A 24,378-nucleotide genomic window follows, 5' to 3' on the forward strand; every position below is an offset into this window, starting at 1 on the left:
CAATCATAAAAATAAAAGCGGTAGCAGTTTGTGACGACTGCTACCGCTGTGAATAAACGTTTTACGACCGGCTTACTTAACGGAGAACGACCCTTCGCCGATTGAAAATCCCTCAGAATAGAGTTCGATGGTGTACTTGCCCGATGTGAATGGGGCATCGCGGTCGTACATGATACTTACGTCCTGATTATTGTTGGAATACACAATGTCCTTGCTGATCGTGTAGGCTTGTTCCTGGCCGTTATATTGGAAAACGCCGGAGCCGGTTTTGGTGTCCGAAATGGTAGCGCCGCTTGGGTCGATGATACGGAGATAGATGGTTTTATTGTCCGTTGCGGTGAGCGGGTTCTTTTCGAGAATGAAATCCACGCGTACTTTATCGACTCTTTTTGACTTTACATTTTCGCCCTCGCGCACTTTGCCCTTGGACGACACCGCATACACCTTCACGTTACGTGCGCGCAAGGCCGCAGCCATGGTCACTTTCGATTCTAGCTCGGTGTTTTTGGCCTGAACGCCGCTTAATGAGTCGCGTACTGCCTGGCGGCTTGTCTGTAATTCGTTGCGTTCCTTGGTGAGGCCTTCGTTCTGGCTAATCAGCTGTTGATTCTCCTCGCGGAGCTGAGCAATCTCAGTGTCCTTTTTGGTGAGAAATTCCTCATATTCCTTGATTTTTCGGCCCATGCTTGCATTGCCCTTACGTAATGCCGCACGGTCACTTTCAAGGGAGGCTTTGACTTTTTGCAGTTCAGCGATATCGCCGCCCAGATTCTGTACTTCCAGAATGCGGGCATCGAGCTGTTTAGAGATCGAATCCAGCTTAATTTCGGAGGCCGCAAGTTCCTGAACCCGGGCTGTAAGGTCAGTTTCCTGCTTTTGGGTAATGTTGTGTTCCTTGTAATAAAGGTATCCGAACACTGCTGCCAGGATGGTCATCAGGATCAATCCGACTACCAGACCGGTATTGCTTTTTCTTTCCATAATCTACGTTTAGGTTTTGGTGATATAGTTTATGGAATAGGTACAAAAAAGTATGCCACTAATATACGTCGTGCTGTGATCATAATAGAAAAGCGGGCAGAAGACCAATGCTTCTACCCGCTTTCCTATTATGGATTTTTTGAATACTAATAATCACCACCTGCGCCGCCGCCTCCGAAGCTGCCGCCACCAAATCCGCCGAACCCGCCGCCATCTCCTCCACCAAATCCGCCGCCCCAGTTGCCCGATGAGCTACCACGACCTGAATGCGTGGTGTAGGGGAAGAATATAGGCGGAACCCCTATATCGCGATAGCCACGGTTACCGCCGCCACCGCCCCGGTTGCGGAATATGATGATGAGGATAATGATGAATATGATCACGACAATCAGCAGGGGAGGGAAGCCGTCACCTTCGCCGTTGTCCTGCTTCGGATCTGCCTTGTACTCGCCCGAAGCGTATTTGAAGATCATATCGACGCCATCATTAAGGCCCTGGTAAAATTGTCCCGCTTTGAACTGCGGGGTAATTACCTGGGAGACGATGCGCTTGGCAATAGCGTCTGGTATCGCGCCCTCGAGGCCATAGCCTGTTGCAATAAATACTTTTCGCTCTTTCGGTGCCCAAAGCAGCACAATACCGTTATTCTTGCCTTTCTGGCCGACGCCCCATTCGGTACCGAGCTTGAATGCATAGTCGGCGATAGGGTAGTCACCTAATGTCGGCACAGTCACAATCACGATCTGAGAGGATGTGGAATCATTATAGGCCACAAGTTTCTGTTCCAGCATCTGCCGTTCGTTGGGGTTAAGCTGGTTGGCAAGGTCGTTGACGAGCCTTGGAGGATCGGGCTTGGGGGGAATATCCTGCGCCTGCACGCCGGCAAATGCCGCGATGACAAGCAGTAGGTAAATGACGAATTGCTTCATAGTCTATTGGCCGAACGAAATATCATCCGGAAGTTCATTGATGTCGCCGGACTGGTAGGGGAAGTGTTTTTTCAATTGCAAACCGGCTTCCAGAATGCCGTGGCGAAGCCCTTCCTTAAACTCCCCGGCTTTAAAATGTTTGCGGAGGAGGTCTTTGGTACTGTCCCAAAAGTCGGCAGTGACCTTTTCGTCGATCCCCTTGTCGCCGAGTACCGCGAATTTCCGGTCTTCGTATGCGAGGTAGAACAATACCCCATTCCGCTCTGCGGTTTCGTGCAGGTGCAGGAAAAGGAATACCTCCTTGGCACGCTCCATGACGTCGGGCGTGGGACATTTCTTTTCGATATGCACTTTCACTTCCCCGGAAGTCTGTTTTTCTGCTTCCTGAATTGCCTCAACAATGTATTGCTGCTCTTCGTTGGTGAAAAATACGGGTTCGGTTGCCATGGGGCCGGATTGATACGGATGGAGAAAAAACACTGCGCCGGGCTTTTTGGAATGGCCCGGCGCTGAAACTCAGAATTGTACGGTAGGCGCTTTTTCGGAGCCCGGAGCGGCTGTGAAGTAGCCTTTCTGGGAGAAGCCGAACACCCCGGCGAAGAGGTTGGTCGGGAAGGTGCGCACTTCCTGGTTATAGTCTTTCACGACCGTATTGAACTTGCCGCGTTCCACGGTAATGCGGTTCTCAGTGCCTTCGAGCTGGGCTTGCAGTTCGAGGAAGTTCTGGTTGGCTTTCAACTGAGGGTATTGTTCCACCGATACAAGCAGGCGTGACAGCGAACCGCTCAACTGATCTTGGGCCGCCTGAAATTTGGCGATGTTTTCAGGGGTAAGCTGGTCTGCATTGATCGTGGTTTGCGTGGCTTTGCTACGCGCCTCGATCACGGCCGTCAATGTGCTTTTTTCGAAATCGGCCGCACCTTTCACGGTGTTAACCAGGTTGGGAATAAGGTCTGCGCGGCGCTGGTACTGGCTTTCCACTCCGGCCCAAGCCTCTTTTACGACCTCATCTTTCTGTACGAGGCCATTATATTTACCGCAGCCAACGAATCCGAGAATCAGAACTACGACGATAACTGCAATGAGTCCTTTTGACATTTTAATATTCAGTTTAGAGTTATTGAATGTGGTTCAAAGTTGACCAAAGCTAGCAAAATCTTTAAGAAAAACTACATAACCGGTCCCCTGAGGCAATATGGGCCTGCTAGCGTGGGATGGCGGGTTTTGAAGTCAAAACCCGGTAAATTAATCTTCACCGACGCCGGCAATATTGTTCCAGCGGCCCCAGTTGACAGACGCCTCATAGTCCAGCAACAGGCTTTCAAAATACATGGCACCCCAGGTCCAGTTGATGTCGAGGTCGTCGACGAGGTATTTAGCCGCGGATTCACGTTGTGCTGCTGTAATGAAGCCGGTAGCAGCCAGCTTTTGGATAATACCATTTATTGCCTCGCTCTCGGTCTGCGCGTTTACCCATTTCTCGAATATGACATTATCATTCTTCCAGCGGCGGTTGAAATGATGTTTCACACCGCTCGGCTTGAACATCCGCGGGCCGAAACGGAGCAATGTCCAATGCAGGAACTCCCTTCTCAGCAGGTTAGTAATGATAGCGTCTTCCGTTACGGCATGTGACTGGGCAGTCTTTACACTTCGATAAATATAAGATGCCGAAATGCAGCCCAGCGAGAGCCAGTCAGAAAGCTGGGTGTCGGTAAGCGGTTCTGCCGAAGGGTAGGCAATGTCTTTTTTGACATATTGCTCCACATATTCCTTCAAAACAGCCAATGCACGGGTTTCGCCGCCTTGTGATACGCCCGAGGTTTCCGATGGGATTTCATTCGGGTCAATGCCTAGTTCCGGCAACCCGGGAATGGCTCCGGCTTCGAAATCGGCGGGTAATGTGATTACCGTCGGCGTTGGGAACTGATCCTTTATTTTAAGGTCGTTACTCAACAGCCTTTCAAATTCCGGAAAGCCGGACGGTAGCTTCGATATCCGGAACGGGAGGTCAAATGCACTGATCATCGTGTCCATCCAGAACAGTTTGATATCGACGTTCGCCGTTTTGAGGTTTTTGCTCAATGAAGATTCAATGCGGGTTTCTTGCGGGGCGATTTCCTTGCTGGTGTAAACATAGTCGGCATTGTAGTCTTCAGCGAGCTTGGCCACAATCTCCTCCGGCTTACCCGTGCGTATGAGCAAGTCGCCGCCTTTTTGCCGTATATTTTCGCGGAGCTCGGCCACGGATTCGATCAGGAAGCGCGCCCGCAATGCGCCGGTTCTGCGGAAGCCGAGCTTTGTTTTTTCAAATTGGCGGGGATCAAAAACATATACCGGGATGATTTCATCGGCTGAGCCAACGGCTGCGGAAAGTGCCTGGTTATCCTTTAACCTCAAATCATTCCGGAACCAATAGATTATGCGTCGGGCCATTAATATAAACTGATAAGTATTCTTTGGGAAATATTAAGAAATGCAATTATACGAAAAAGCCCGCTGCGAATAGTTCGGTTCACAGCGGGCCCTCTTATGGTCGGCTAAATCAATAACTCAGGATTGTGAATTCCGTACGGCGGTTGCGCTGATGCTCTTCTTCGGTCTTTGCATTCGGAATAATGAGCTCCCTTTCTCCATAACCTTTGGCTTCCATTCTATCGGGTTCAATGCCTTTGGAAGCCAGGTAAGCCACAGCCGACTCGGCGCGGTTTTGCGAGAGGGTCATGTTATAAGCGTCTGTTGCGCGCGCATCCGTGTGTGAGCTGAGCTCGATGGTCATCGTCGGGTTGTCTTTCAGTATTTGAACCAATTTATCCAGCTCCACGGCGGCATCCGGGCGAATATTGTATTTGTTCAAATCGTAATAGATGTTTTCCAGAACGAAGGTTTTGTTCAGTTCCAGCTTGTCGAGTTTGATGGTAACGTTGAATGTCGTGTCTGTCAGTTCTTTAGTCAGGAATATCGGCGGAATGTTGCGGCCCGACATTGAGAATGGCTCGCGTTTGCTGATATAGCCTTTGCGTTGAACCAATAACTGATAGGATTTGCCTTCTTCCACCGGCTGCCGGCCGAACTTGCCGTCTTTTGCAGTCGGGAATTCGGCGATTTGCGTATCCGAAGTGTCCGGAAGAATATGTACTATCGCCGAATCGATCGGGGTAGGGGTTTCGCCATTCGCGAGGACGGTACCGCCGAGGAAGTAACGCACCACTTTCCGCTTGCCGTTGATGTAGTTCGGGTTGTTCGGATTAAGCGGGTCGTTCGGATCGGTGTGTTTCGCGATTTTGGTCGTGTCCTCTTCTTCCGGTCCGGCAAAGTAGTAAATGTCGTCGTCACCCTTGCCGCCATCGCGGTTGGACGCGAAAAAGCCTTTGGTAAGGTTTTGATAAAACACCAGTCCGAAATCATCTTGCGGGCTATTGAATGGCAGGCCCATGTTTTCAATTGTGATTACACCTTGTGTTCTCGTTGCAGAAAACAAATCGAGCTTACCGAGACCAGGGTGTCCGTCCGATGCAAAATAGAGTTTCCCCCCCTCGGCTACATAGGGGAACATGTCGTCACCGGGGGTATTAATGTCACGTCCCATGTTTACCGGGCGGCTGAACCGGCCAGAGGCATCCATATTGGTGCGGTAAATGTCGATGCCACCCACACCACCTGCGCGGTTAGATGCGAAGTAAAGCGTTTTTCCATCGCGGGAGAATGCCGGCGATCCGTCCCACGCCAGGGAGTCGTTGATAGGCAGGATTGCAGGGGGCGTCCATTGGCCATTGATATTGCGGCTCATGTAAAGGTCCACATCCACACCTCCGTTCTTTTTGCCGGTGTTACCTCTCGCAAAAACCAGTGTTTTGCCGTCAGGAGAGAATGCGGGTGAGCCTTCATTGGCATCAGGGGAGAAAATTTCCTGGCTAAACACCACCGGATTCCCCTGTGTATTGCCCGGGTCAGACGCGATATTGATTTTATAGAGGCCCAGCATCGGCTGGCCGTTGTTCTTATAGATTTTTTCTTTTTTGGAAGAAGAGAAAATCAGCTCATTGCCGACTACCGTAGGCGAAAACTCGGAACTTGCCGTATTGAGGGGGAGCGATTTCAGCTCGACTTCCATTTTAGTGGTTTTCAACCGATCGGCAATTTTCAGGATTTCCACCTCGCGCAATGCGCGTTCCTGCAAGTTTTGCGGCACGTTCTCGCCTTTGGCGAATTCAGAGAATTGGGCGGAAGCGTCGGCATAGTCCCCCGTTGTTTTCAATGCATAAGCATACTGAAAGCGGGCATCGGGATTGGTAATGCCTCCGTCGAGCGCTTTTTTGTAGTAGGGAACGGCCTCCTTGAAGCGGTTGGAAAGGCGGTAGGATTCGGCGATTAGATAGCTTGTCTGTACCGGTTCAATGTTGGCTTCGGCGGCTTTCTGGAAACCCTTGATGGCCAGGTCGTATTCTCCGTTCGCAAATTTCTTTTGGCCGTCTTTGTATGCCTGCATCGCCGAGTTGCAGCCGGACAAATATAAACACGTGGCAAAACAAACTATGAGAGTAAAGTAACTCCGGAAAAGTTTCATAATGTGAAGTATAAAATCAAACGATTCGACGCGCACTGGGTTTCTGAAAAACAATACTAATAAACAACGATTGGAAATAAAATTCGGGATACCAGATAGGAAGAATTTTATTCGAAAAATGAGCTTTTCGTGATTTTTTGCTGCATTTCTCTGCCGGAACCCACCTTTCTTTCAAATTCCAGCGGTTACATACTGGCCATTTCCTGATAACAACCTGACTATTTCCTGACCATCACCTGACAACCCCTGACACCGAATGGTAGGAAGTGCATGAAAAAAAGTTGTTAACGGTTTGTAAATCAAGGATGGTTTATTACTTTTGCAGTCCGATTTTTCGGGAAAAGTGTTTATATAACAAACGACCGGTTTGTTAACCGGATCAAAATCAAATTGTTAAATGCCTACTATTTCACAATTAGTCCGTAAAGGTAGAGAGACCATTACATGGAAATCCAAGTCTCCGGCTTTGGATTCATGCCCTCAGCGTCGGGGCGTGTGCACTCGGGTGTACACAACTACGCCTAAGAAGCCAAACTCGGCGCTTCGTAAAGTAGCCCGTGTTCGTCTGTCGAACAACAAGGAGGTGAACGCCTACATCCCAGGTGAAGGCCACAACCTGCAAGAGCACTCGATCGTATTGATCCGCGGTGGTCGTGTGAAGGATTTGCCAGGTGTTCGTTACCACATCATCCGTGGTGCATTGGATACCGCAGGTGTTAACGGCCGTAAACAACGTCGTTCTAAATACGGTGCTAAGCGCCCGAAACCAGGACAAGCTCCGGCAGCACCAGTGAAAGGTAAGAAAAAATAAAAAGTAACTCTCTCTGCTTTTATTAAGTAATTCAATTCTTATAAAAGGGAAGTAATCCTGACCATTACCTCAGGGTGAATAAGTTGCAAAACGAAACCTCGTTAAAAACATTAAGACAAAATGAGAAAGTCGAAACCTAAAAAGAGATATATCCTTCCTGACCCGAAGTTCCGGGACGTACAGGTTACTAAATTCGTTAACAACCTGATGTACGAAGGAAAGAAGAGTATCGCATTCACCATTTTCTACGACGCATTGGAGCTGGTTGAGAAAAAAACCAGCGAAAACGGTCTGGAAACTTGGAGAAAAGCATTGAATAATGTTACTCCTTCTGTGGAAGTAAAGAGCCGTCGTGTAGGTGGTGCTACTTTCCAGGTTCCTACCGAAGTTCGTCCTGAGCGTAAGCAGTCACTGGGCATGAAATGGTTGATCAACTACGCACGTAAGCGTGGTGAGAAAACTATGGTCGATCGTTTGGCTGGCGAAATCATCGCTGCTGCGAAAGGTGAAGGTGCTGCTGTGAAGAAGAAAGACGATACGCACCGTATGGCAGATGCCAACAAGGCGTTCTCGCACTTCCGTTTCTAATCAGGAGCGCAGGCATAAATGATGGTCGGGAGCCCGGTTTATCCGGGTTCCCGATTTTTATTTTAGTGGTTTTGAGAAAAATAACTTTTCCTTAATTGTTTTTATAATCAACAATTTATACTTTTGCGCTCTGAATTTTCAAAACCAGCACTTTACGCTAAGAGGAAAGTTCGAACAGCTTCGCATTGAATTGCACTTTGAATATAAAAAAACACATCACCATCTGTCATGGCACGTGATTTAAGATTAACAAGAAACATAGGTATTGCTGCGCACATCGATGCCGGTAAAACAACGACAACGGAGCGTATCCTTTACTACGCAGGGGTTAGCCACAAAATCGGAGAGGTGCACGATGGTGCTGCTACGATGGACTGGATGGAGCAGGAGCAGGAGCGTGGTATCACTATTACATCCGCTGCTACGACAGTTAACTGGAACTACCGCGGCGAAAAATACCACATCAACATCATCGATACTCCGGGACACGTTGACTTTACCGTAGAGGTAAACCGTTCACTCCGCGTATTGGATGGCCTGGTGTTCCTTTTCAGTGCAGTAGATGGTGTTGAGCCACAGTCTGAAACAAACTGGCGCCTTGCTAATAACTATAACGTAGCACGTATCGGTTTTGTAAACAAAATGGACCGTTCAGGTGCTGACTTCCTGAAAGTTTGTAACCAGGTGAAAGAAATGCTGGGCAGCTACGCGGTACCTCTTCAATTGCCTATCGGTGCTGAGGATTCATTCCGTGGTGTGGTTGACCTCGTTAACTTCCGTGGTATCGAATGGAACGAAGCTGATAAAGGTATGACTTTCACCGAGGTGCCTATTCCTGATGATATGCTGGAAGAAGCTACTGAATGGAGAGAGAAATTGCTCGAAGCGGTTGCTGAGTTCGACGATACTTTAATGGAGAAATATTTCGAAGATCCTAACTCGATCTCGGAAGACGAAATCCTTGCCGCATTGCGCGCTGCGACCATCAGCATGAAGATCGTGCCAATGGTTTGCGGTTCTTCTTTCAAAAACAAAGGTGTTCAAACTATGCTGGATTACGTGATGGCTATCCTGCCTTCACCACTTGACCGCGAAAATATCGTCGGTACAGATCCACGCACTGGAAACGAAGTAAGCCGTAAGCCTTCTGAATCAGATCCTTTCTGCGCGCTTGCATTCAAGATCGCTACTGACCCTTATGTAGGTCGCCTTTGCTTCATCCGTTCTTATTCGGGCGTACTTGAATCAGGTTCTTATGTATTGAACAACCGTTCGGGGAACAAAGAGCGTATCTCACGTATTTTCCAAATGCACGCTAACAAGCAAAATCAGATCGATAAGCTTGAGGCGGGTGATATTGGTGCGGTAGTAGGTTTTAAAGACATCAAAACGGGAGATACCCTTTCTGAGGAAAAAGCGCCGATCGTACTCGAATCAATGGTGTTCCCAGAGCCGGTTATCGGTTATGCGATCGAGCCTAAGAAAGCTGCTGACAGCGACAACTTCTCGAAAGCAATTACCAAACTGATCGAAGAAGATCCGACACTCCAGGTTGAATCAAACGAAGAGACTGGTCAGACGATCATCAAGGGTATGGGTGAGCTTCACCTTGAAATCATCATCGACCGTATGCGTCGTGAGTTTAAAGTAGAGGTAAACCAGGGTGCTCCTCAGGTTGCTTACAAAGAGATCCTTACCAAGAACTACGAACACCGCGAGGTTTATAAGAAACAAACGGGTGGTCGTGGTAAATTCGCCGATATCGTATTTGAAATCGGACCACGTGATGACCACGAGCCAGGCCAGGAAGTTAAGCCAGGTCTGCAATTCGTAAACGAGATCGTAGGTGGTGCTATTCCTCGCGAATTCATCGCTCCGGTACAGAAAGGTTTCGAAGCTGCGATGATCAACGGTGCATTGGCAGGCTACCCATTGGATTCAATGAAAGTGCGTTTGTTCCATGGTTCATTCCACGATGTTGACTCCGACTCACTGTCATTCGAATTGGCTGCTAAAATCGGTTTCAAAGAAGCGGCACGTCACGCCGGTTCTAAACTGATGGAGCCTATCATGGCTGTTGAAGTTCTGACCCCGGACGAGTACACCGGTCCAATCACAGGTGACTTGAACCGTCGTCGTGGTATCATGCGCGGTATGGACACTCGTAACGGTGCACAGGTTATCAAAGCTGACGTACCTCTGTCAGAACTGTTCGGTTATGTAACTGACCTTCGTACGATGTCATCTGGTCGCGCTACTGCTTCCCTGACATTCTCTCACTACGAGATCGTACCTCAGAACATCGCCGATGGTGTGATCGAGAAAGCGAAAGGCCTGGTTAAAGCTTAATATGATGTAGTGCGTTGCAGGAGCGATTCTGCAACGCATTTTCTATGATATAGCCTGTGAAGTAAATGGTTCTTTCGCAGGTGTAATTGCCGGGGTCACCGGCGAGATTTTCTGAACCGGAAACAAACAAATACAATGAATCAAAAGATCCGTATCAAACTTCGGTCATTCGACCACAACTTGGTTGACAAGTCAGCTGAGAAAATCGTTAAGGCAGTAAAGGCAACAGGCGCGGTAGTAAGCGGTCCTATTCCTTTGCCTACAAAGACAGAGAAATTCACTGTTCTTCGTTCGCCGCACGTTAACAAGAAATCAAGAGAGCAATTCCAGCTTTGTACTTACAAGCGTTTGGTGGATATCTTCTCAACAAGTGCAAAAACGGTAGACGCCCTGATGAAGCTCGAATTGCCAAGTGGCGTTGACGTAGAGATCAAAGTTTAGTAATACCGGCTTATTCAGTTAAGCAACTACATAAATTGGATGAAGGTCCGGGTTCCTCTGGAAACCACATCTGAGCTCAGAAAAGCCTGACAGGCACAGGGTTATGCCACGGATCAGTCAGCTTCTTGAAAAATGAGGTCAGATGTTCGTTCATCTGACCTTTTTTGCTGATTATCAGCGAGAAATATTTTTAGGCTGTTAGGATATGAAAATCGTTTTTTCTACCTTTGCAGTCCGTTTTAAAGATTAAGGGGTTTTACCTGCTAAATTTAAATTTCAAACATGTCTGGTTTAATTGGTAAAAAAATCGGAATGACTAGTTTGTACAATGCTGACGGGCAGGCTCTGGCATGTACTGTGATCCAAGCTGGTCCTTGTGTTGTAACACAAGTTAGGTCCGAAGAAAAGGATGGCTATAAGGCTATCCAGTTAGGTTTTGGTGAGAAGAAAGAAAAGAACACCTCCCAGCCTCTGATTGGCCACTTCAAGAAAGCCAACACGACTCCCAAGCAAAAATTGGTTGAGTTCAAGGAATTCGAAGTGGAACATGAACTTGGAACTTCATTGTCCGTACAGGACATCTTTGAAGAAGGCGAGTTTGTTGACGTTGTAGGATCTGCCAAAGGTCGTGGTTTCCAGGGTGTTGTAAAACGTCACGGATTCGGCGGGGTAGGTGGCCAGACGCACGGTCAGCACAACAGGGCCCGTCACCCAGGTTCGATTGGTGCTTGTTCATTCCCATCACGCGTATTCAAAGGTATCCGTATGGGTGGACGCATGGGTAACAATCGTGTAAAGATTCAGAATTTGCGTATTCTGAAAGTGATACCTGAGCAGAACATTCTCGTTGTGAGTGGCTCGGTACCTGGTTCAAAGAATTCATTTCTAATCATTGAGAAGTAGTACCAATGGAACTGTCCGTATTAAATATAAAAGGAGAAGATACCGGCAAGAAGGTAAACGTGTCCGAGGAAGTATTCGGCATAGAACCTAACACGCACGCGATCTATCTCGACGTAAAGCTGTACCTGGCCAACCAGCGTCAGGGAACGCACAAATCTAAGGAGCGTGCAGAGGTTAGTCTCTCAACACGCAAACTGAAACGCCAGAAGGGAACCGGCGGTGCTCGTGCAGGTAGCATGAAATCACCAGTGTTCGTAGGTGGTGGCCGTATTTTCGGTCCACGTCCTCGTACTTACGGTTTCAAACTGAACAAGAAAGTTAAAGCTTTGGCGCGCAAATCTGCGCTTTCGGTTAAAGCTGCTTCTTCTGCTATCTCTGTTTTGGAAGCCTTCACTTTCGATGCGCCTAAAACAAAGTCTTATCTGAATGTTTTGAATTCCCTTTCATTGGTGAACACCAAAACATTATTGATCCTTCCTGAGATCGATAACAATGTATACCTGTCAAGCCGTAACATTCCAAAAGCGAAAGTTACTACTGTTGATTCGGTAAATACATATGACCTGATGAATGCAGACCGTCTTCTGATAAGTGAATCTGCGATTTCTATTTTGGAAACCCAATTGAACAAATAACAATGAGTGTACTGAAACGTCCGATTATTACTGAAAAGGTAACGGCTCAGGGTGGTCAAGGTAAATACGCTTTCGAGGTCTCCCTTACTGCAAACAAGGTAGAGATCAAAAAAGCTGTTGAGAAACTGTTCGGGGTTACCGTAGAATGCGTTCACACCATGCGCAGCATTGGTAAAAGCAAATCCCGCACATCGGGAGGTAAGTTTGTCACTGGAAAAACGTCAACTATCAAAAAGGCGATCATTACGGTAGCCGAAGGCGAAGCCATCGATATTTACGGTGAAGCCTAGTTGAACGATTTCAAATCATTAGACGAGTTAATAGCAAATGGCAGTTAAAAAATTAAAACCTACAAGTGCTGGTCAGCGTTTCCGCTCGGCTCCTACATTCGAGGAGATTACCGCGTCGAAGCCTGAGAAGAGTCTTCTGGAAACCATCAAGAAAACAGGTGGTCGTAACAGCCAGGGACATCGTACCATGCGATATATTGGTGGCGGTCACAAAAGAAAATACCGCGTTATCGATTTCAAAAGAAATCGTTTCGACGCTCCCGCTACTGTCCTTACGATCGAATACGATCCAAACCGTTCAGCGCGTATTGCCCTGATCCAGTTTGAGGATGAAGAAAAACGTTACATCATCGCACCAAACGGCCTGAAAGTTGGACAAGTTATTGTATCCGGCGCATCAGTAGCCCCTGAGGTTGGAAATGCTCTTCCACTCGGATCTATGCCAATCGGTACGATTGTACACAATATCGAATTGACTCCTGGTAAAGGTGGTCAGTTTGCAAGAAGCGCCGGTGCGTACGCGCAGCTGGTAGCGAGAGAAGGTAAATATGCGGTACTGAAAATGCCATCGGGCGAAATGCGCATGGTACTTTCAACTTGTATCGCAACGGTTGGAGTTGTTTCCAATGCTAGCCACATGAACGTTTCGCTTGGAAAAGCGGGCCGCAGGAGATGGTTGGGACGTCGTCCACGTGTACGTGGTGTTGCTATGAACCCTGTTGATCACCCGATGGGTGGTGGTGAGGGCCGTTCGTCAGGAGGTCAGCCTCGTTCTAGAAATGGTCAGTTCGCGAAAGGTCTCAAGACACGTAACCGCAACAAGCATTCTGAGAAATTGATTATCAGCCGTCGTAAAAAATAAGCAGTAAAACATGGCACGCTCATTAAAAAAAGGACCATATATCGACTTCCGTCTTGAAGCCAAAGTTGATGCGATGAATAACTCTTCTCGCAAATCAGTTATCAAGACCTGGTCGCGGCGCTCAATGATTTCGCCTGATTTTATCGGGCACACATTTGCAGTTCACAACGGGAACAAGTTTATCCCGGTTTACGTGACTGAAAACATGGTAGGACACAAACTGGGCGAGTTCTCTCCAACCCGTAACTTCCGTGGCCACACCGCAAAAAAAGATAAAGGAAGAAAATAATTTGTCGACGTAGCTGGTCCTAACGGACGAGCCGATATCTGAAAAGAAACATGGAAGCAAGAGCTATATTAAAAGACGTGCCTACCTCTCCTCGCAAGATGAGATTGGTGGCCGACATGATTCGCGGACAGAAGGTCAGCAAAGCGTTGGCACTTTTGAAATTCCAACCGAGAGCTTCATCGCCGGTTTTACACAAAGTGCTTCTTTCGGCTGTTGCCAACTGGCAGCAACTGAACGAGGGAGCGAAACTGGAAGACGCTGACCTGATCGTTAAAACCGTTTTCATCGACGGTGGACGTATGTTGAAGCGTTTGCGCCCTGCACCTCAGGGAAGAGCACACAGAATCCGTAAGCGTTCCAACCACATCACAATCGTGGTAGACGACGCATCGGTGTCAGTAAATGAAGCAGTAATCGAATCATAAGTAAAACGATCTATTTCGAATGGGACAAAAGGTTAATCCGATAGGTCTGAGACTAGGAATTGTTAGAGGATGGGAATCTAGCTGGTACGGAGGAAAAGACTTCTCTGACAAACTGGTTGAAGACGAGAAAATCCGTAACTACATCAAAGCACGTATCCCGAAAGGATCGATTTCAAAAGTAGTTATTGAACGTACATTGAAGCGCATCACATTGACGATCCACACTGCCCGTCCGGGTATCGTGATCGGTAAAGGTGGTAGCGAAGTTGATAAAATCAAAGAAGAGCTTAAAAAGATTACAGGCAAAGATGTTCAGATCAACATCTACGAAATCAAACGTCCTGAAATCGATGCGAAACTGGTAGGCGAGGCTATCGCTCAGCAATTGCAGGCTCGTATTTCTTACCGTCGTGCGATGAAGCAATCGATCGCTTCTGCAATGCGTGTAGGAACACAAGGAATCAAAATTCGTTTGGCAGGTCGTCTGGGTGGTGCTGAAATGGCCCGTACAGAAGAATACAAAGAAGGACGTATTCCTTTGCATACATTGAGAGCGGACATCGATTACGCTATCTCCGAAGCACAAACTATCTACGGTAAGATCGGTATTAAAGTATGGATCTTCAAAGGTGAATTGTACGGAAAGCGTGACTTGACTCCAAGCGCAGCTACTGCGGCATCCGACAGAGCTGAAAGAAGCGCACAAGGCGGCGAGCGTGGTAACGATCGCGGCGGACGTGGCGACAGAAGAGGCGGTCGTGACAGAAACGACGGCGCTCCACGTGGCGAAGGAGGAGGCGGTGATGCAGATCGTCGTAAACGCAACAAGAACAAGAAGAAGTAATCAGATACTTTCCGGTATCAAACCGGTTCAAATAGATTAGAATCATGTTACAGCCGAAAAGGACAAAATTTCGCAAACAACAAAAGAACAAAGGTTCGCACAACGGTCTCGCGACCCGCGGACATGAGATCGCTTTTGGATCGTTTGCAATAAAAGCACTGGAACCAGGTTGGTTGACTGCTCGTCAGATCGAAGCAGCTCGTATCTCGGTAACACGTGCGATGAAACGCGAAGGTCAGGTTTGGATCCGTGTATTCCCTGACAAACCGATTACCAAAAAACCTGCAGAGGTTCGTATGGGTAAAGGTAAAGGTGCTCCTGAGTATTGGGTAGCTCCTGTTAAGCCTGGAACTATCATTTTCGAAGCGACTGGTGTAGCGCTGGATACTGCAAACGAAGCATTGCGTTTGGCTGCACAAAAGTTGCCAATTAAGACAAGGTTCGTCGTACGCCGGGATTATCAGGAATCATAGTAGTCCGAACGTATTAAGAACCGCTAATTATCAAAAGCAATGACTAGTAAAGAAATAAAGAATCTGTCGCAGGATCAGCTTAAAGAGCAGATCGCCCAAGAGAGAGAGCGCTTACTCCGGTTGAAATTTGCGCATGCTATTTCTCCAATTGAGAACCCTCTGCGTATTCGCGCCTCACGTAAGGAAATTGCAAGACTCTTAACCGAGCTGTCGGCTAAATCTAACCAACAGTAAACAGTTTAGAAATTATGGAGGCAACAGTAAGAAATTTACGTAAAGAGAGAATTGGCAAAGTGGTGAGCAACAAAATGGACAAGTCCTGTGTGATCACCGTTGTGCGTAAAGTGAAACACGCCAAGTATGGTAAGTTTATGACTAAAACTACCAAGTTGATGGTTCACGACGAAACAAACCAGGTTGGTATCGGCGATACTATCCGTGTAATGGAAACTCGTCCGCTTAGCAAAAACAAGCGTTGGAGATTAGTAGAAATCCTTGAAAGAGCGAAGTAATCATGGTACAACAAGAATCAAGACTGTCAGTAGCCGATAACAGTGGCGCGAAAGAAGTACTCGTAATCCGGGTATTGGGCGGAACTGGAAAGCGTTACGCTTCGGTGGGCGATAAGATCGTCGTGACAGTGAAATCCGCTCTGTCTTCGAGCAACATGAAAAAAGGAACGGTTTCCAAAGCCGTGGTTGTACGTACTAAAAAAGAGGTACGTCGCAAAGATGGAACTTACATCCGGTTTGAAGATAATGCGGCAGTTTTATTGAACAACAATGACGAACCACGTGGTTCTCGTATTTTCGGACCAGTTGCCCGCGAGTTGCGCGAGAAGCAGTTCATGAAAATCGTATCACTGGCACCAGAAGTGTTGTAGGAAACATCAGTATTTCTTTAAACTGTTAAGAAGAATACCTCAATGGAAAGTACAAATAAAAAAGCACCGGCAAAATTGCACGTTCGCAAAGGTGATACCGTGAAAGTGATTTCAGGTAACGCAAAAGGCGAAACCGGCGTAATCACCAAGGTGCTTGTAGAAAAACAGAGAGCTACTGTGGAAGGTGTGAACATGATCACCAAGCATGTTAAGCCAAACGCTCAAAACCCACAAGGAAGCATCGAAAAACGCGAAGGCGCGATTCACATCAGTAACCTGATGGTAGTAGATCCTAAAACAGGAGAAGCTTCAAGAACCGGCCGTAAAGCGAACGACAAAGGAAAACTCCAACGCTATTCAAAAAAATCCGGAAACTTGTTGTAATCCGGATTTAGCCGAAAGCAGTCGAATTTTATAAAAGCGCGTGGGTCGGCAATCCACATAATCACTTTCAAACATGGCAACGCCTAGATTAAAAGAGAAATACGTTAGCGAAATCGTTTCGCAATTGAAGGGGAAATTCCAGTACAAATCAAGCATGCAGGTTCCCCGCTTGACAAAGATTGTTATCAATAAGGGAATCGGTGCTGCTGTGGCAGACAAGAAACTTGTTGACACCGGTGTAGAAGAGTTGAGCCTGATTACAGGACAGAAAGCGATCGCTACTGTTTCTAAAAAGGCGGTCTCTAACTTTAAGTTGCGTGAGAATATGCCTATCGGAGCGAAAGTAACGCTTCGCGGCGACCGGATGTACGAATTCCTTGACCGACTTACTACCATTGCAATGCCACGTGTACGTGACTTCAAAGGGATCAGCGACAAGGGATTTGATGGACGTGGAAACTATACTTTCGGTGTGAAAGAGCAAATCATTTTCCCGGAAATCAGCATCGAGAAAGTAGCGAAAATCACTGGTATGGACATCACTTTTGTGACCTCTACCAACTCTGATGAAGAGAGCTACGAGCTGCTGAAAGCATTGGGAATGCCTTTCACGAACGCGAATAAATAAGAAAATACTACTAAGATTATTTACCGACAATGGCAAAAGAATCAGTAAAAGCACGGGAGAGAAAAAGACAAGCGCTAGTAGAGCGCTACGCTGAAAAACGTAGCAAGTTGAAAGCTGCCGGTGACTGGGTTGGTCTTGACAAGTTACCACGTAACTCTTCTCCTGTACGTCTGCACAACCGGTGCAAAATCACCGGAAGACCTCGCGGTTATATGCGTAAATTCGGAATTTCCCGGGTTCTGTTCCGCGATATGGCGTCAGATGGAAAAATTCCAGGAGTTACAAAATCAAGTTGGTAAGAATACTTTCAATTCTGATTTCAATTACTTAACTTTGCACTCCCGTTCAAAAGGGGGTGTTTAAACTTGGCATAAACATGTTAACGGATCCCATAGCAGACTATCTGACGAGACTCAGAAACGCTATCAAAGCGAAGCACCGGGTTGTTGAGATACCTGCATCCAACATAAAAAAAGAGATTACAAAGGTACTTTTTGACAAGGGGTACATTCAAAGCTATAAATTCGACGAGGTTGGTCCTCAGGGAGTTATCAAAATCGCTTTGAAATACAATCCTGTGACAAAGCAATCTGCAATTGTGAAATTGGAGAGGGTTAGTAAGCCTGGACTACGTAAATATTCAGGTTCATCAACACTGCCACGTGTATTGGGCGGCTTAGGAACAGTGATCATCTCTACATCGAAAGGTGTAATGACAGATAAAGAAGCTAAGACACTGAATGTGGGTGGTGAAGTGTTATGTTTCGTGTATTAATATTTTAAAGTTATTCAGGAAATGTCACGAATAGGAAATAAAGTTATCACGTTGCCGGCGGGGGTATCCGTATCGGTTGCAGACGATAACGTAGTATCTGTAAAGGGCCCGAAAGGCACACTTACCCAAGCTGTTGACAGCGACATCACTGTTGAAGTGGAAGGTAGCGAGCTGAAAGTGAAGCGCCCTACAGAGCAGAAGCGTCATAAAGCATTACACGGCCTTTACCGTTCCCTGTTGAACAACATGGTAATCGGTGTAGGTGAAGGTTACAAGCGTGAGCTTGAAATTATCGGGGTAGGTTACAAAGCGAGCTCGACGAACAATGTTCTCGAACTTCAATTGGGTTATTCACACAACATTTTCATGGCGATTCCGGGAGAAATCAAAGTTACTACGACCTCAGAAAAAGGTCAGAACCCTAAGGTGATCCTCGAAGGTATCGACAAAGAATTGATTGGTGCAGTAGCAGCGAAAATCAAATCCCTTCGCAAAGTTGAGCCTTACAAAGGAAAAGGTATCCGTTTTGTTGGTGAAGTGGTCCGTCGTAAGGCAGGTAAGTCTGCTTCTAAGAAATAGTGCGTAGCCACCGATCAATGTTATAAACAAGTAAGATAAGATTTAAGATGGCTAACGCAAAAGCAGATAGAAGAACACGCCTTAAACTTCACATCCGTAAGCGGGTGAAGGGAAGCGCAGAACGTCCGAGACTATCAGTCTTCCGTTCGAACACAAGCATATATGCTCAGATTATCGATGACATTAAAGGGATTACCCTTGCAAGTGCATCATCGGTAGAACTGGGAGGCAGAAAAGAAAACGCAAACGTTGAAGTTGCTGCCCAGGTAGGTAAAAAGATCGCTGAGAAAGCGCAGGAAGCAGGTATCCAGGCAGTGGTTTTCGACCGTAACGGATATTTGTATCACGGTAAGGTAAAAGCATTGGCCGACGGAGCTCGTGAGGGTGGCCTGAAATTCTAAGTATAACAAAGACTATGTCTACAAATACAAGACCTTCAAAGGTTAACGAATCAGACCTGAAAGAGCGCGTTGTAGCGATCAACCGGGTAGCAAAAGTAGTAAAAGGTGGTCGTCGTTTCTCCTTCTCTGCCATTGTGGTAGTAGGAGACGGAAACGGAGTTGTAGGTTACGGATTGGGCAAAGCCAATGAGGTAACTGACGCGATTGCCAAAGGAATTGACGATGCTAAGAAAAACCTGATCCAAATTCCTATGCTTAAACATACCGTTCCTCACGAAATGGAAGGTAAGTTCAGCGGCGGTTTCGTTCTGATCAAGCCGGCTGCTCCTGGTACAGGGGTACTGGCGGGTGGCCCGATGCGCGCGGTATTGGAAAGTGCAGGTATCAAAGACGTACTTGCAAAATCCAAAGGTTCTTCGAACCCGCACAACGTAATCAAGGCTACAATTGACGCTCTTTTGAAAATGAGAGCTCCGCATCAGGTTGCTTTCCAACGCAGCGTTAAATTGGAAAAAGTATTCAACGGATAATCCTTCGGGATTATCCTCAATCTGAGAGTAATCATGTCAAAAGTACGTATTACACAAGTTAAAAGCACAATTGACCGCCCTGAGAAGCAAAAGCTAACGATCAAAGCGTTGGGTCTTGGTAAACTGAACCGGTCTGTTGAGAAAGAAAACAGCGATGCCATCGCGGGAATGATCCGCAAGGTAAGCCACTTGGTTAAAGTTGAAGAAATTTAATATACGAATAGTATGAATTTAAGTTCATTAAAACCGGCTGCTGGTTCCGTTAAGGTAGGAAAGCGGGTTGGACGTGGCCAGGGTTCCGGAAAAGGAGGCACTGCTGCACGTGGACACAAAGGAGCGCAGTCGCGTTCAGGTTACAGCCGTAAGCTGGGCTTCGAAGGTGGTCAGATGCCTCTTCAAAGACGTTTGCCTAAGTTCGGTTTCAACAACATCAACCGCGTTGAATACAAGGCGTTGAACCTGGATGCAATCCAGGCGTTGGTCGAAAAAACCGGAGCTGCGGTAGTAACGTTGGATCTGATTCGTGAAAATGGTCTCAGCGCGAAGAACGACTTGGTTAAGATCCTTAACCGTGGCGAAATTACTTCTGCGGTTGAAGTTCAGGCTCATGGGTTTTCTGCTTCGGCTATCGAGTCGATCGAGAAGGCAGGTGGTAAAGCAGTTAAATTGTAATTTAGCTGCGATACCCGACAGAATTTGTTTACTTTGAACAGAGCGTTGTAAGCCCAGAAGATGAAACGATTTTTAGAGACTATAAAACACATATTTGCGATTGAGGAGTTGAGAACACGTATTCTCAACACTCTTTTGTTTATAACGATCTTCCGGTTGGGGTCTTACGTTGCGTTGCCAGGTGTTGAACCTGATCAAATGAATGTATCCTCCGCAGGGTTGTTGGGGTTGCTGGATACTTTCTTAGGTGGCGCTTTTAGCAAAGCGTCCATTTTTGCGTTGGGTATCATGCCTTACATTTCCGCTTCCATTGCAATCCAGCTGTTGACTATGGCGCTGCCATATTTCCAGAAAATGCAGAAAGAGGGAGAATCAGGCCGTAAAAAGCTGAACCAAATTACCCGGGTTCTGACTATCGTTGTTACACTTGTTCAAGGTACTGCGTATTTGAATACCACTGTACCTGACGAGGCTCTTCTGGTTTCCAGAAGCATGTTCACCGTTTCTTCAGTATTCGTACTGACAGCGGGTACAATGTTCTGTATGTGGCTCGGTGAAAGGATCACAGACAAGGGTATCGGTAATGGTATTTCGATGCTGATCATGATCGGTATCGTTTCGCGTTTCCCTGGTGCGATCTACAAAGAGTTCGTATCAAGAGGTAGCGGCCAGGTTCTTGTGTTCGTATTGGAGATCGTTGCCTTGTACTTTGTGATTATGGGTGCGGTAATGTTGACTCAAGCTGTTCGCCGTATTCCTATCCAGTATGCTAAGCAGGTGGTAGGTAACCGTGTAATGGGTGGTCAACGTCAATATCTTCCATTGAAATTGAATGCAGCGGGTGTAATGCCGATCATTTTTGCACAAGCTCTGATGTTCATCCCTTCACTGGGTGCGTCTTACTTCGCTGAGAAAAGTGATTTTGCCAGCAACGTAGCAACGATTTTTGCTAACTACACAACCTGGCAGTACAACCTCCTGTTCGCAGTATTGATTATTGTATTTACGTTCTTCTATACCGCAATTTCGGTAAACCCTCAGCAGATCGCTGATGATATGAAGCGTGGAGGCGGGTTTATCCCCGGGGTGAAACCAGGTCAGCAAACATCTGAGTACATCAGCTCTGTGCTAGACCGTATCACCTTCCCAGGCGCATTGATGTTGGCAGTAGTTGCTACTTTGCCTGCATTCGCAAGCCTTTTGGGAATTTCGACTGACTTTGCTCACTTCTTCGGAGGAACTTCATTGCTGATCATGGTAGGTGTGGTTCTGGATACCTTGCAACAGGTTGAAAGCTACTTGCTGATGCGTCGCTACGAAGGTTTGATGAAGTCGGGACGTGTAAAGGGACGCACCGAGAGCGTAGCAATCTGAAATGATTTATCTTAAAACAGAAGAGGAAATCAACCTGATAAAGGTTAGTGCTCAGGTGCTCGGCAAAGCACACGCAGAAGTAGCGACCTGGGTAAAACCGGGTGTTACAACTGGAAAGTTGGATGCAGTTGCTGAGGAGTATATCAGAGATAATGGTGGGATCCCTTCATTCAAGGGATTCAACAAGTTTCCGGCCTCTCTTTGTATATCGGTCAATGAAGTTGTAGTCCACGGGATTCCCGGGGGCTACGTGCTAAAAGAGGGGGACATCGTTTCTATTGACTGCGGGGTTAAGCTGAATGGCTATCATAGCGACAGCGCATACACTTACCCGGTGGGAGAGGTTTCCAAAGAGGTGATGAACCTCTTGACTGCGACCAAGAAATCCTTGTACAAGGGTATCGAGCAAGCGGTAGATGGCCTTCGGATCGGAGATATTGGCCATGCGGTTCAGAGTTATGTTGAAGACCGTGGCTATACAGTGGTGAGGGAATTGGTAGGACACGGAGTAGGCAGGGATCTGCACGAAGCTCCGGAAGTACCAAACTACGGAAAACGGGGCAAAGGAATACGGTTGAGAGAAGGTATGGTTATTGCTATCGAGCCGATGATCAACCTGGGAGCGAAAGCAGTAGTGCAGGAGCGCGACGGCTGGACGATCCGGACCAACGACAGAAAGTATTCCGCGCATTTCGAACATACCGTGGTTGTGAGAAAAGGAAAGGCTGAAATTCTGACAACATTCGATTACATTGAAAAAGTGACGGCCAATACCAGCCTTATGGTTGAAGTACAGTAACAAACGCTACGAATGGCAAAACAAGCATCAATCGAACAAGACGGAGTAATTCTCGAAGCATTGTCAAACGCAATGTTTCGTGTTGTATTAGAGAATAAGCATGAAGTGATAGCGCATATCTCAGGTAAAATGAGAATGCACTATATCAAAATATTGCCGGGCGACAGAGTAAAGCTGGAAATGTCTCCTTACGACCTATCGAAAGCCCGGATTACATATCGGTACAAGTAAGGAGATCGATTACCTTAAATTAACACTTAGTTTAATCAGATGAAAGTCAAAGCATCAGTAAAGAAACGCAGCGAGGACTGCAAGGTTATCCGCCGGAAGGGTAAAGTGTACGTTATTAACAAGAAGAACCCACGGTATAAACAAAGACAAGGATAATAATTATGGCACGTATTGCAGGAGTAGACATTCCAGATCGCAAAAGAGGCGAAATCTCATTGACTTATATTTTCGGGATCGGCCGTAGCTCGGCTAAGAAAATCCTCGAAAAGGCAGGTGTTGATTTGAACAAAAAAGTGATCGACTGGACCGACGAAGAGTCTGGTGCGATCCGTGGGGTTATTGCTGGGGAATATAAAGTAGAAGGCGCTCTCAAGTCCGAAGTTCAGTTGAGCATTAAGCGTCTTATGGATATCGCTTGTTATCGTGGCCTCCGTCACCGTAAAGGATTGCCTTTGCGTGGTCAGAGAACGAAAAACAACTCACGTACTCGTAAGGGTAAACGCAAAACTATCGCGAACAAGAAAAAGGCTACTAAATAATAAAGTGAGCGGTGGAGTGATCCACAACTTATTCCAAGAGCAATGGCACAGAATAAAAGAAAAGATAAAGCAAAAAAGAGAGTGGTTGTTGTCGAGCCTGTTGGTCAGGTTCACATCAAAGCTTCTTTCAATAATATCATCATCTCGATTACCAACAGCAACGGACAAGTTATTTCTTGGGGTTCTGCCGGTAAAATGGGATTCCGTGGTTCTAAGAAGAACACTCCATATGCAGCACAAACTGCTGCACAGAGCGCTGCACAAGTTGCGTTCGACCTCGGAATGCGTAAAGCAGAGGTTTTCGTTAAAGGACCTGGATCAGGCCGTGAGTCGGCGATCCGTACGATCCAGAATGCAGGTATCGAAGTGACCACTATCCGTGACATCACTCCGCTTCCGCACAACGGATGCCGTCCTCCAAAACGTCGTAGAGTATAGTAATTAGTTAGTACCGGAAGGTACCCATTCGTAATTTGGACACTGGGGTTACAGAATGGTTTTTATCAATTTAGTAAACAAATAGTTTTAATGGCACGTTATACAGGTCCCAAAACCAAAGTCGCAAGACGTTACGGAGAGCCCATTATGGGCCCAAGCAAAGCGCTTGCAAAGAAAAATTACCCTCCGGGAATGCACGGAAAGGGTCGTCGGTCAAAGAAGTCAGAGTACGCTCTGCAATTGGCTGAGAAACAAAAAGTGAAATTCATCTACGGTATTCTTGAAAGACAATTCCGTAGCTTGTTCGAGAAAGCTTCTGTAAAAGACGGCATCACCGGTGAAAACCTGTTGAAATTCTGTGAAGCACGTCTGGATAACACAGTTTACCGTTTGGGTATCGCTCCTACACGTCGTGCTGCCCGCCAGCTAGTTTCGCACAAGCACATCCTGGTTGACGGTGAAGTAGTAAACATCCCATCTTATTCATTGCGTCCAGGCCAGGTTGTTACCGTTCGTGAGAAATCAAAATCTCTTGAAGCTGTAACCGATAGCCTTGCAGGACATAGTTCAAAAGGTTTCAGCTGGTTGGAATGGAACGGTCAGGAACTTTCTGGCAAGTTTATTTCTTTCCCGGACCGCGAGTCAATTCCAGAAAACATCAACGAACAGCTGATCGTTGAATTGTATTCTAAATAATAATCTTCATATTACATGCACTCCCCCGATATCCGGGGTAGTGCTTTTTTTGCTGGCAACAG

Annotated in this window: 37 protein-coding genes; 31 read left to right on the forward strand and 6 right to left on the reverse strand. The window is 46.8% G+C overall.

Annotated features, from left to right (window positions below):
• Nucleotides 1–72: 72 nt before the first annotated feature.
• From AC2YIT_RS09645 to AC2YIT_RS09670, 6 genes are all read right to left on the reverse strand, one after another.
• The gene (locus tag AC2YIT_RS09645; RefSeq protein WP_487279063.1) at nt 73–981 is read right to left on the reverse strand and encodes a hypothetical protein; all 909 of its coding nucleotides are present in this window, start codon (nt 979–981) and stop codon (nt 73–75) included.
• Between the two features lie 146 nt (nt 982–1,127).
• Complete coding sequence (locus AC2YIT_RS09650; RefSeq protein ID WP_487279064.1) at nt 1,128–1,910, reverse strand: TPM domain-containing protein; 783 nt, start codon at nt 1,908–1,910, stop codon at nt 1,128–1,130.
• Nucleotides 1,911–1,913: 3 nt separating this feature from the next.
• Complete coding sequence (locus tag AC2YIT_RS09655; protein WP_487279065.1) at nt 1,914–2,357, reverse strand: TPM domain-containing protein; 444 nt, start codon at nt 2,355–2,357, stop codon at nt 1,914–1,916.
• 69 nt (nt 2,358–2,426) lie between these two features.
• Nucleotides 2,427–3,008, reverse strand: coding sequence for a LemA family protein (locus AC2YIT_RS09660; RefSeq protein ID WP_090152000.1), 582 nt, complete (start codon nt 3,006–3,008; stop codon nt 2,427–2,429).
• 147 nt (nt 3,009–3,155) lie between these two features.
• The gene (locus tag AC2YIT_RS09665) at nt 3,156–4,346 is read right to left on the reverse strand and encodes a deoxyribodipyrimidine photo-lyase (protein ID WP_487279066.1); all 1,191 of its coding nucleotides are present in this window, start codon (nt 4,344–4,346) and stop codon (nt 3,156–3,158) included.
• A 109-nt stretch (nt 4,347–4,455) separates the two neighbouring features.
• Nucleotides 4,456–6,477: a CHU_0125 family OmpA-like outer membrane integrity protein gene (locus AC2YIT_RS09670; RefSeq protein WP_487279067.1), complete on the reverse strand. Its 2,022-nt coding sequence runs from the start codon at nt 6,475–6,477 to the stop codon at nt 4,456–4,458.
• Nucleotides 6,478–6,874: 397 nt separating this feature from the next.
• On the opposite strand from AC2YIT_RS09670, the gene rpsL reads away from it, so the two are divergent.
• The 31 genes from rpsL (at nt 6,875) to rpsD (ending at nt 24,316) form a co-directional block, all read left to right on the forward strand.
• Entirely contained in the window at nt 6,875–7,288 is a 414-nt protein-coding gene (gene rpsL / locus AC2YIT_RS09675; RefSeq protein ID WP_026350530.1) for a 30S ribosomal protein S12, read from the forward strand.
• A gap of 120 nt (nt 7,289–7,408) precedes the next feature.
• Nucleotides 7,409–7,876 carry a 30S ribosomal protein S7 gene (rpsG, locus tag AC2YIT_RS09680; protein ID WP_430844292.1) on the forward strand — a complete coding sequence of 156 codons (468 nt, stop codon included), beginning with the start codon at nt 7,409–7,411 and terminating at the stop codon, nt 7,874–7,876.
• Between the two features lie 228 nt (nt 7,877–8,104).
• Nucleotides 8,105–10,225, forward strand: a complete 2,121-nt coding sequence (fusA, locus tag AC2YIT_RS09685) for an elongation factor G (protein ID WP_430844294.1) — start codon at nt 8,105–8,107, stop codon at nt 10,223–10,225.
• A gap of 135 nt (nt 10,226–10,360) precedes the next feature.
• Entirely contained in the window at nt 10,361–10,666 is a 306-nt protein-coding gene (rpsJ, locus tag AC2YIT_RS09690; RefSeq protein WP_015813787.1) for a 30S ribosomal protein S10, read from the forward strand.
• A 282-nt stretch (nt 10,667–10,948) separates the two neighbouring features.
• Nucleotides 10,949–11,569: a 50S ribosomal protein L3 gene (gene rplC / locus AC2YIT_RS09695; protein WP_015813788.1), complete on the forward strand. Its 621-nt coding sequence runs from the start codon at nt 10,949–10,951 to the stop codon at nt 11,567–11,569.
• A 5-nt stretch (nt 11,570–11,574) separates the two neighbouring features.
• Nucleotides 11,575–12,204, forward strand: coding sequence for a 50S ribosomal protein L4 (gene rplD, locus AC2YIT_RS09700; protein WP_106594289.1), 630 nt, complete (start codon nt 11,575–11,577; stop codon nt 12,202–12,204).
• Nucleotides 12,205–12,206: 2 nt separating this feature from the next.
• Nucleotides 12,207–12,494, forward strand: a complete 288-nt coding sequence (rplW, locus tag AC2YIT_RS09705) for a 50S ribosomal protein L23 (protein WP_487279068.1) — start codon at nt 12,207–12,209, stop codon at nt 12,492–12,494.
• Between the two features lie 37 nt (nt 12,495–12,531).
• A complete protein-coding gene (rplB, locus tag AC2YIT_RS09710; protein ID WP_430844297.1) occupies nt 12,532–13,356 on the forward strand; it encodes a 50S ribosomal protein L2 in 825 nt (274 codons plus the stop codon).
• Nucleotides 13,357–13,366: 10 nt separating this feature from the next.
• Complete coding sequence (gene rpsS, locus AC2YIT_RS09715) at nt 13,367–13,645, forward strand: 30S ribosomal protein S19 (protein ID WP_430844298.1); 279 nt, start codon at nt 13,367–13,369, stop codon at nt 13,643–13,645.
• A 50-nt stretch (nt 13,646–13,695) separates the two neighbouring features.
• Nucleotides 13,696–14,070, forward strand: coding sequence for a 50S ribosomal protein L22 (gene rplV, locus AC2YIT_RS09720; protein WP_090152025.1), 375 nt, complete (start codon nt 13,696–13,698; stop codon nt 14,068–14,070).
• Between the two features lie 19 nt (nt 14,071–14,089).
• Nucleotides 14,090–14,914, forward strand: a complete 825-nt coding sequence (gene rpsC / locus AC2YIT_RS09725) for a 30S ribosomal protein S3 (RefSeq protein ID WP_019941739.1) — start codon at nt 14,090–14,092, stop codon at nt 14,912–14,914.
• Nucleotides 14,915–14,958: 44 nt separating this feature from the next.
• Nucleotides 14,959–15,387: a 50S ribosomal protein L16 gene (gene rplP / locus AC2YIT_RS09730; protein ID WP_019941740.1), complete on the forward strand. Its 429-nt coding sequence runs from the start codon at nt 14,959–14,961 to the stop codon at nt 15,385–15,387.
• Between the two features lie 39 nt (nt 15,388–15,426).
• Nucleotides 15,427–15,621, forward strand: a complete 195-nt coding sequence (rpmC, locus tag AC2YIT_RS09735) for a 50S ribosomal protein L29 (protein WP_015813796.1) — start codon at nt 15,427–15,429, stop codon at nt 15,619–15,621.
• Nucleotides 15,622–15,635: 14 nt separating this feature from the next.
• A complete protein-coding gene (gene rpsQ, locus AC2YIT_RS09740) occupies nt 15,636–15,899 on the forward strand; it encodes a 30S ribosomal protein S17 (RefSeq protein WP_430844301.1) in 264 nt (87 codons plus the stop codon).
• A 2-nt stretch (nt 15,900–15,901) separates the two neighbouring features.
• A complete protein-coding gene (gene rplN / locus AC2YIT_RS09745; protein ID WP_015813798.1) occupies nt 15,902–16,270 on the forward strand; it encodes a 50S ribosomal protein L14 in 369 nt (122 codons plus the stop codon).
• Between the two features lie 42 nt (nt 16,271–16,312).
• Nucleotides 16,313–16,654 (forward strand): 50S ribosomal protein L24, encoded by a 342-nt coding sequence (gene rplX / locus AC2YIT_RS09750; protein ID WP_223401956.1) that lies wholly within the window; start codon nt 16,313–16,315, stop codon nt 16,652–16,654.
• A 73-nt stretch (nt 16,655–16,727) separates the two neighbouring features.
• Nucleotides 16,728–17,282 carry a 50S ribosomal protein L5 gene (rplE, locus tag AC2YIT_RS09755; RefSeq protein WP_430844303.1) on the forward strand — a complete coding sequence of 185 codons (555 nt, stop codon included), beginning with the start codon at nt 16,728–16,730 and terminating at the stop codon, nt 17,280–17,282.
• Between the two features lie 29 nt (nt 17,283–17,311).
• The gene (gene rpsN, locus AC2YIT_RS09760; protein ID WP_015813801.1) at nt 17,312–17,581 is read left to right on the forward strand and encodes a 30S ribosomal protein S14; all 270 of its coding nucleotides are present in this window, start codon (nt 17,312–17,314) and stop codon (nt 17,579–17,581) included.
• Between the two features lie 77 nt (nt 17,582–17,658).
• Nucleotides 17,659–18,057: a 30S ribosomal protein S8 gene (rpsH, locus tag AC2YIT_RS09765; RefSeq protein WP_026350532.1), complete on the forward strand. Its 399-nt coding sequence runs from the start codon at nt 17,659–17,661 to the stop codon at nt 18,055–18,057.
• 21 nt (nt 18,058–18,078) lie between these two features.
• A complete protein-coding gene (gene rplF, locus AC2YIT_RS09770) occupies nt 18,079–18,636 on the forward strand; it encodes a 50S ribosomal protein L6 (RefSeq protein ID WP_430844304.1) in 558 nt (185 codons plus the stop codon).
• Nucleotides 18,637–18,683: 47 nt separating this feature from the next.
• Nucleotides 18,684–19,037 carry a 50S ribosomal protein L18 gene (gene rplR, locus AC2YIT_RS09775; protein ID WP_106594292.1) on the forward strand — a complete coding sequence of 118 codons (354 nt, stop codon included), beginning with the start codon at nt 18,684–18,686 and terminating at the stop codon, nt 19,035–19,037.
• A gap of 14 nt (nt 19,038–19,051) precedes the next feature.
• Complete coding sequence (gene rpsE / locus AC2YIT_RS09780) at nt 19,052–19,567, forward strand: 30S ribosomal protein S5 (RefSeq protein WP_015813805.1); 516 nt, start codon at nt 19,052–19,054, stop codon at nt 19,565–19,567.
• A 33-nt stretch (nt 19,568–19,600) separates the two neighbouring features.
• The gene (rpmD, locus tag AC2YIT_RS09785) at nt 19,601–19,780 is read left to right on the forward strand and encodes a 50S ribosomal protein L30 (RefSeq protein ID WP_015813806.1); all 180 of its coding nucleotides are present in this window, start codon (nt 19,601–19,603) and stop codon (nt 19,778–19,780) included.
• Between the two features lie 12 nt (nt 19,781–19,792).
• Nucleotides 19,793–20,239, forward strand: coding sequence for a 50S ribosomal protein L15 (gene rplO, locus AC2YIT_RS09790; protein WP_015813807.1), 447 nt, complete (start codon nt 19,793–19,795; stop codon nt 20,237–20,239).
• A gap of 60 nt (nt 20,240–20,299) precedes the next feature.
• Complete coding sequence (secY, locus tag AC2YIT_RS09795) at nt 20,300–21,613, forward strand: preprotein translocase subunit SecY (protein ID WP_430844308.1); 1,314 nt, start codon at nt 20,300–20,302, stop codon at nt 21,611–21,613.
• A gap of 1 nt (nt 21,614) precedes the next feature.
• Nucleotides 21,615–22,412: a type I methionyl aminopeptidase gene (gene map / locus AC2YIT_RS09800; protein WP_487279069.1), complete on the forward strand. Its 798-nt coding sequence runs from the start codon at nt 21,615–21,617 to the stop codon at nt 22,410–22,412.
• A 12-nt stretch (nt 22,413–22,424) separates the two neighbouring features.
• The gene (infA, locus tag AC2YIT_RS09805; protein ID WP_015813810.1) at nt 22,425–22,643 is read left to right on the forward strand and encodes a translation initiation factor IF-1; all 219 of its coding nucleotides are present in this window, start codon (nt 22,425–22,427) and stop codon (nt 22,641–22,643) included.
• A 39-nt stretch (nt 22,644–22,682) separates the two neighbouring features.
• Complete coding sequence (gene ykgO / locus AC2YIT_RS09810) at nt 22,683–22,799, forward strand: type B 50S ribosomal protein L36 (RefSeq protein WP_015813811.1); 117 nt, start codon at nt 22,683–22,685, stop codon at nt 22,797–22,799.
• A 5-nt stretch (nt 22,800–22,804) separates the two neighbouring features.
• The gene (gene rpsM / locus AC2YIT_RS09815; protein WP_353722165.1) at nt 22,805–23,182 is read left to right on the forward strand and encodes a 30S ribosomal protein S13; all 378 of its coding nucleotides are present in this window, start codon (nt 22,805–22,807) and stop codon (nt 23,180–23,182) included.
• Nucleotides 23,183–23,224: 42 nt separating this feature from the next.
• Nucleotides 23,225–23,620 (forward strand): 30S ribosomal protein S11, encoded by a 396-nt coding sequence (gene rpsK, locus AC2YIT_RS09820; RefSeq protein ID WP_015813813.1) that lies wholly within the window; start codon nt 23,225–23,227, stop codon nt 23,618–23,620.
• A 90-nt stretch (nt 23,621–23,710) separates the two neighbouring features.
• The gene (gene rpsD / locus AC2YIT_RS09825; RefSeq protein WP_430844312.1) at nt 23,711–24,316 is read left to right on the forward strand and encodes a 30S ribosomal protein S4; all 606 of its coding nucleotides are present in this window, start codon (nt 23,711–23,713) and stop codon (nt 24,314–24,316) included.
• Nucleotides 24,317–24,378: the final 62 nt, after the last annotated feature.

This window comes from Dyadobacter sp. SRI_021, from assembly GCF_057586235.1.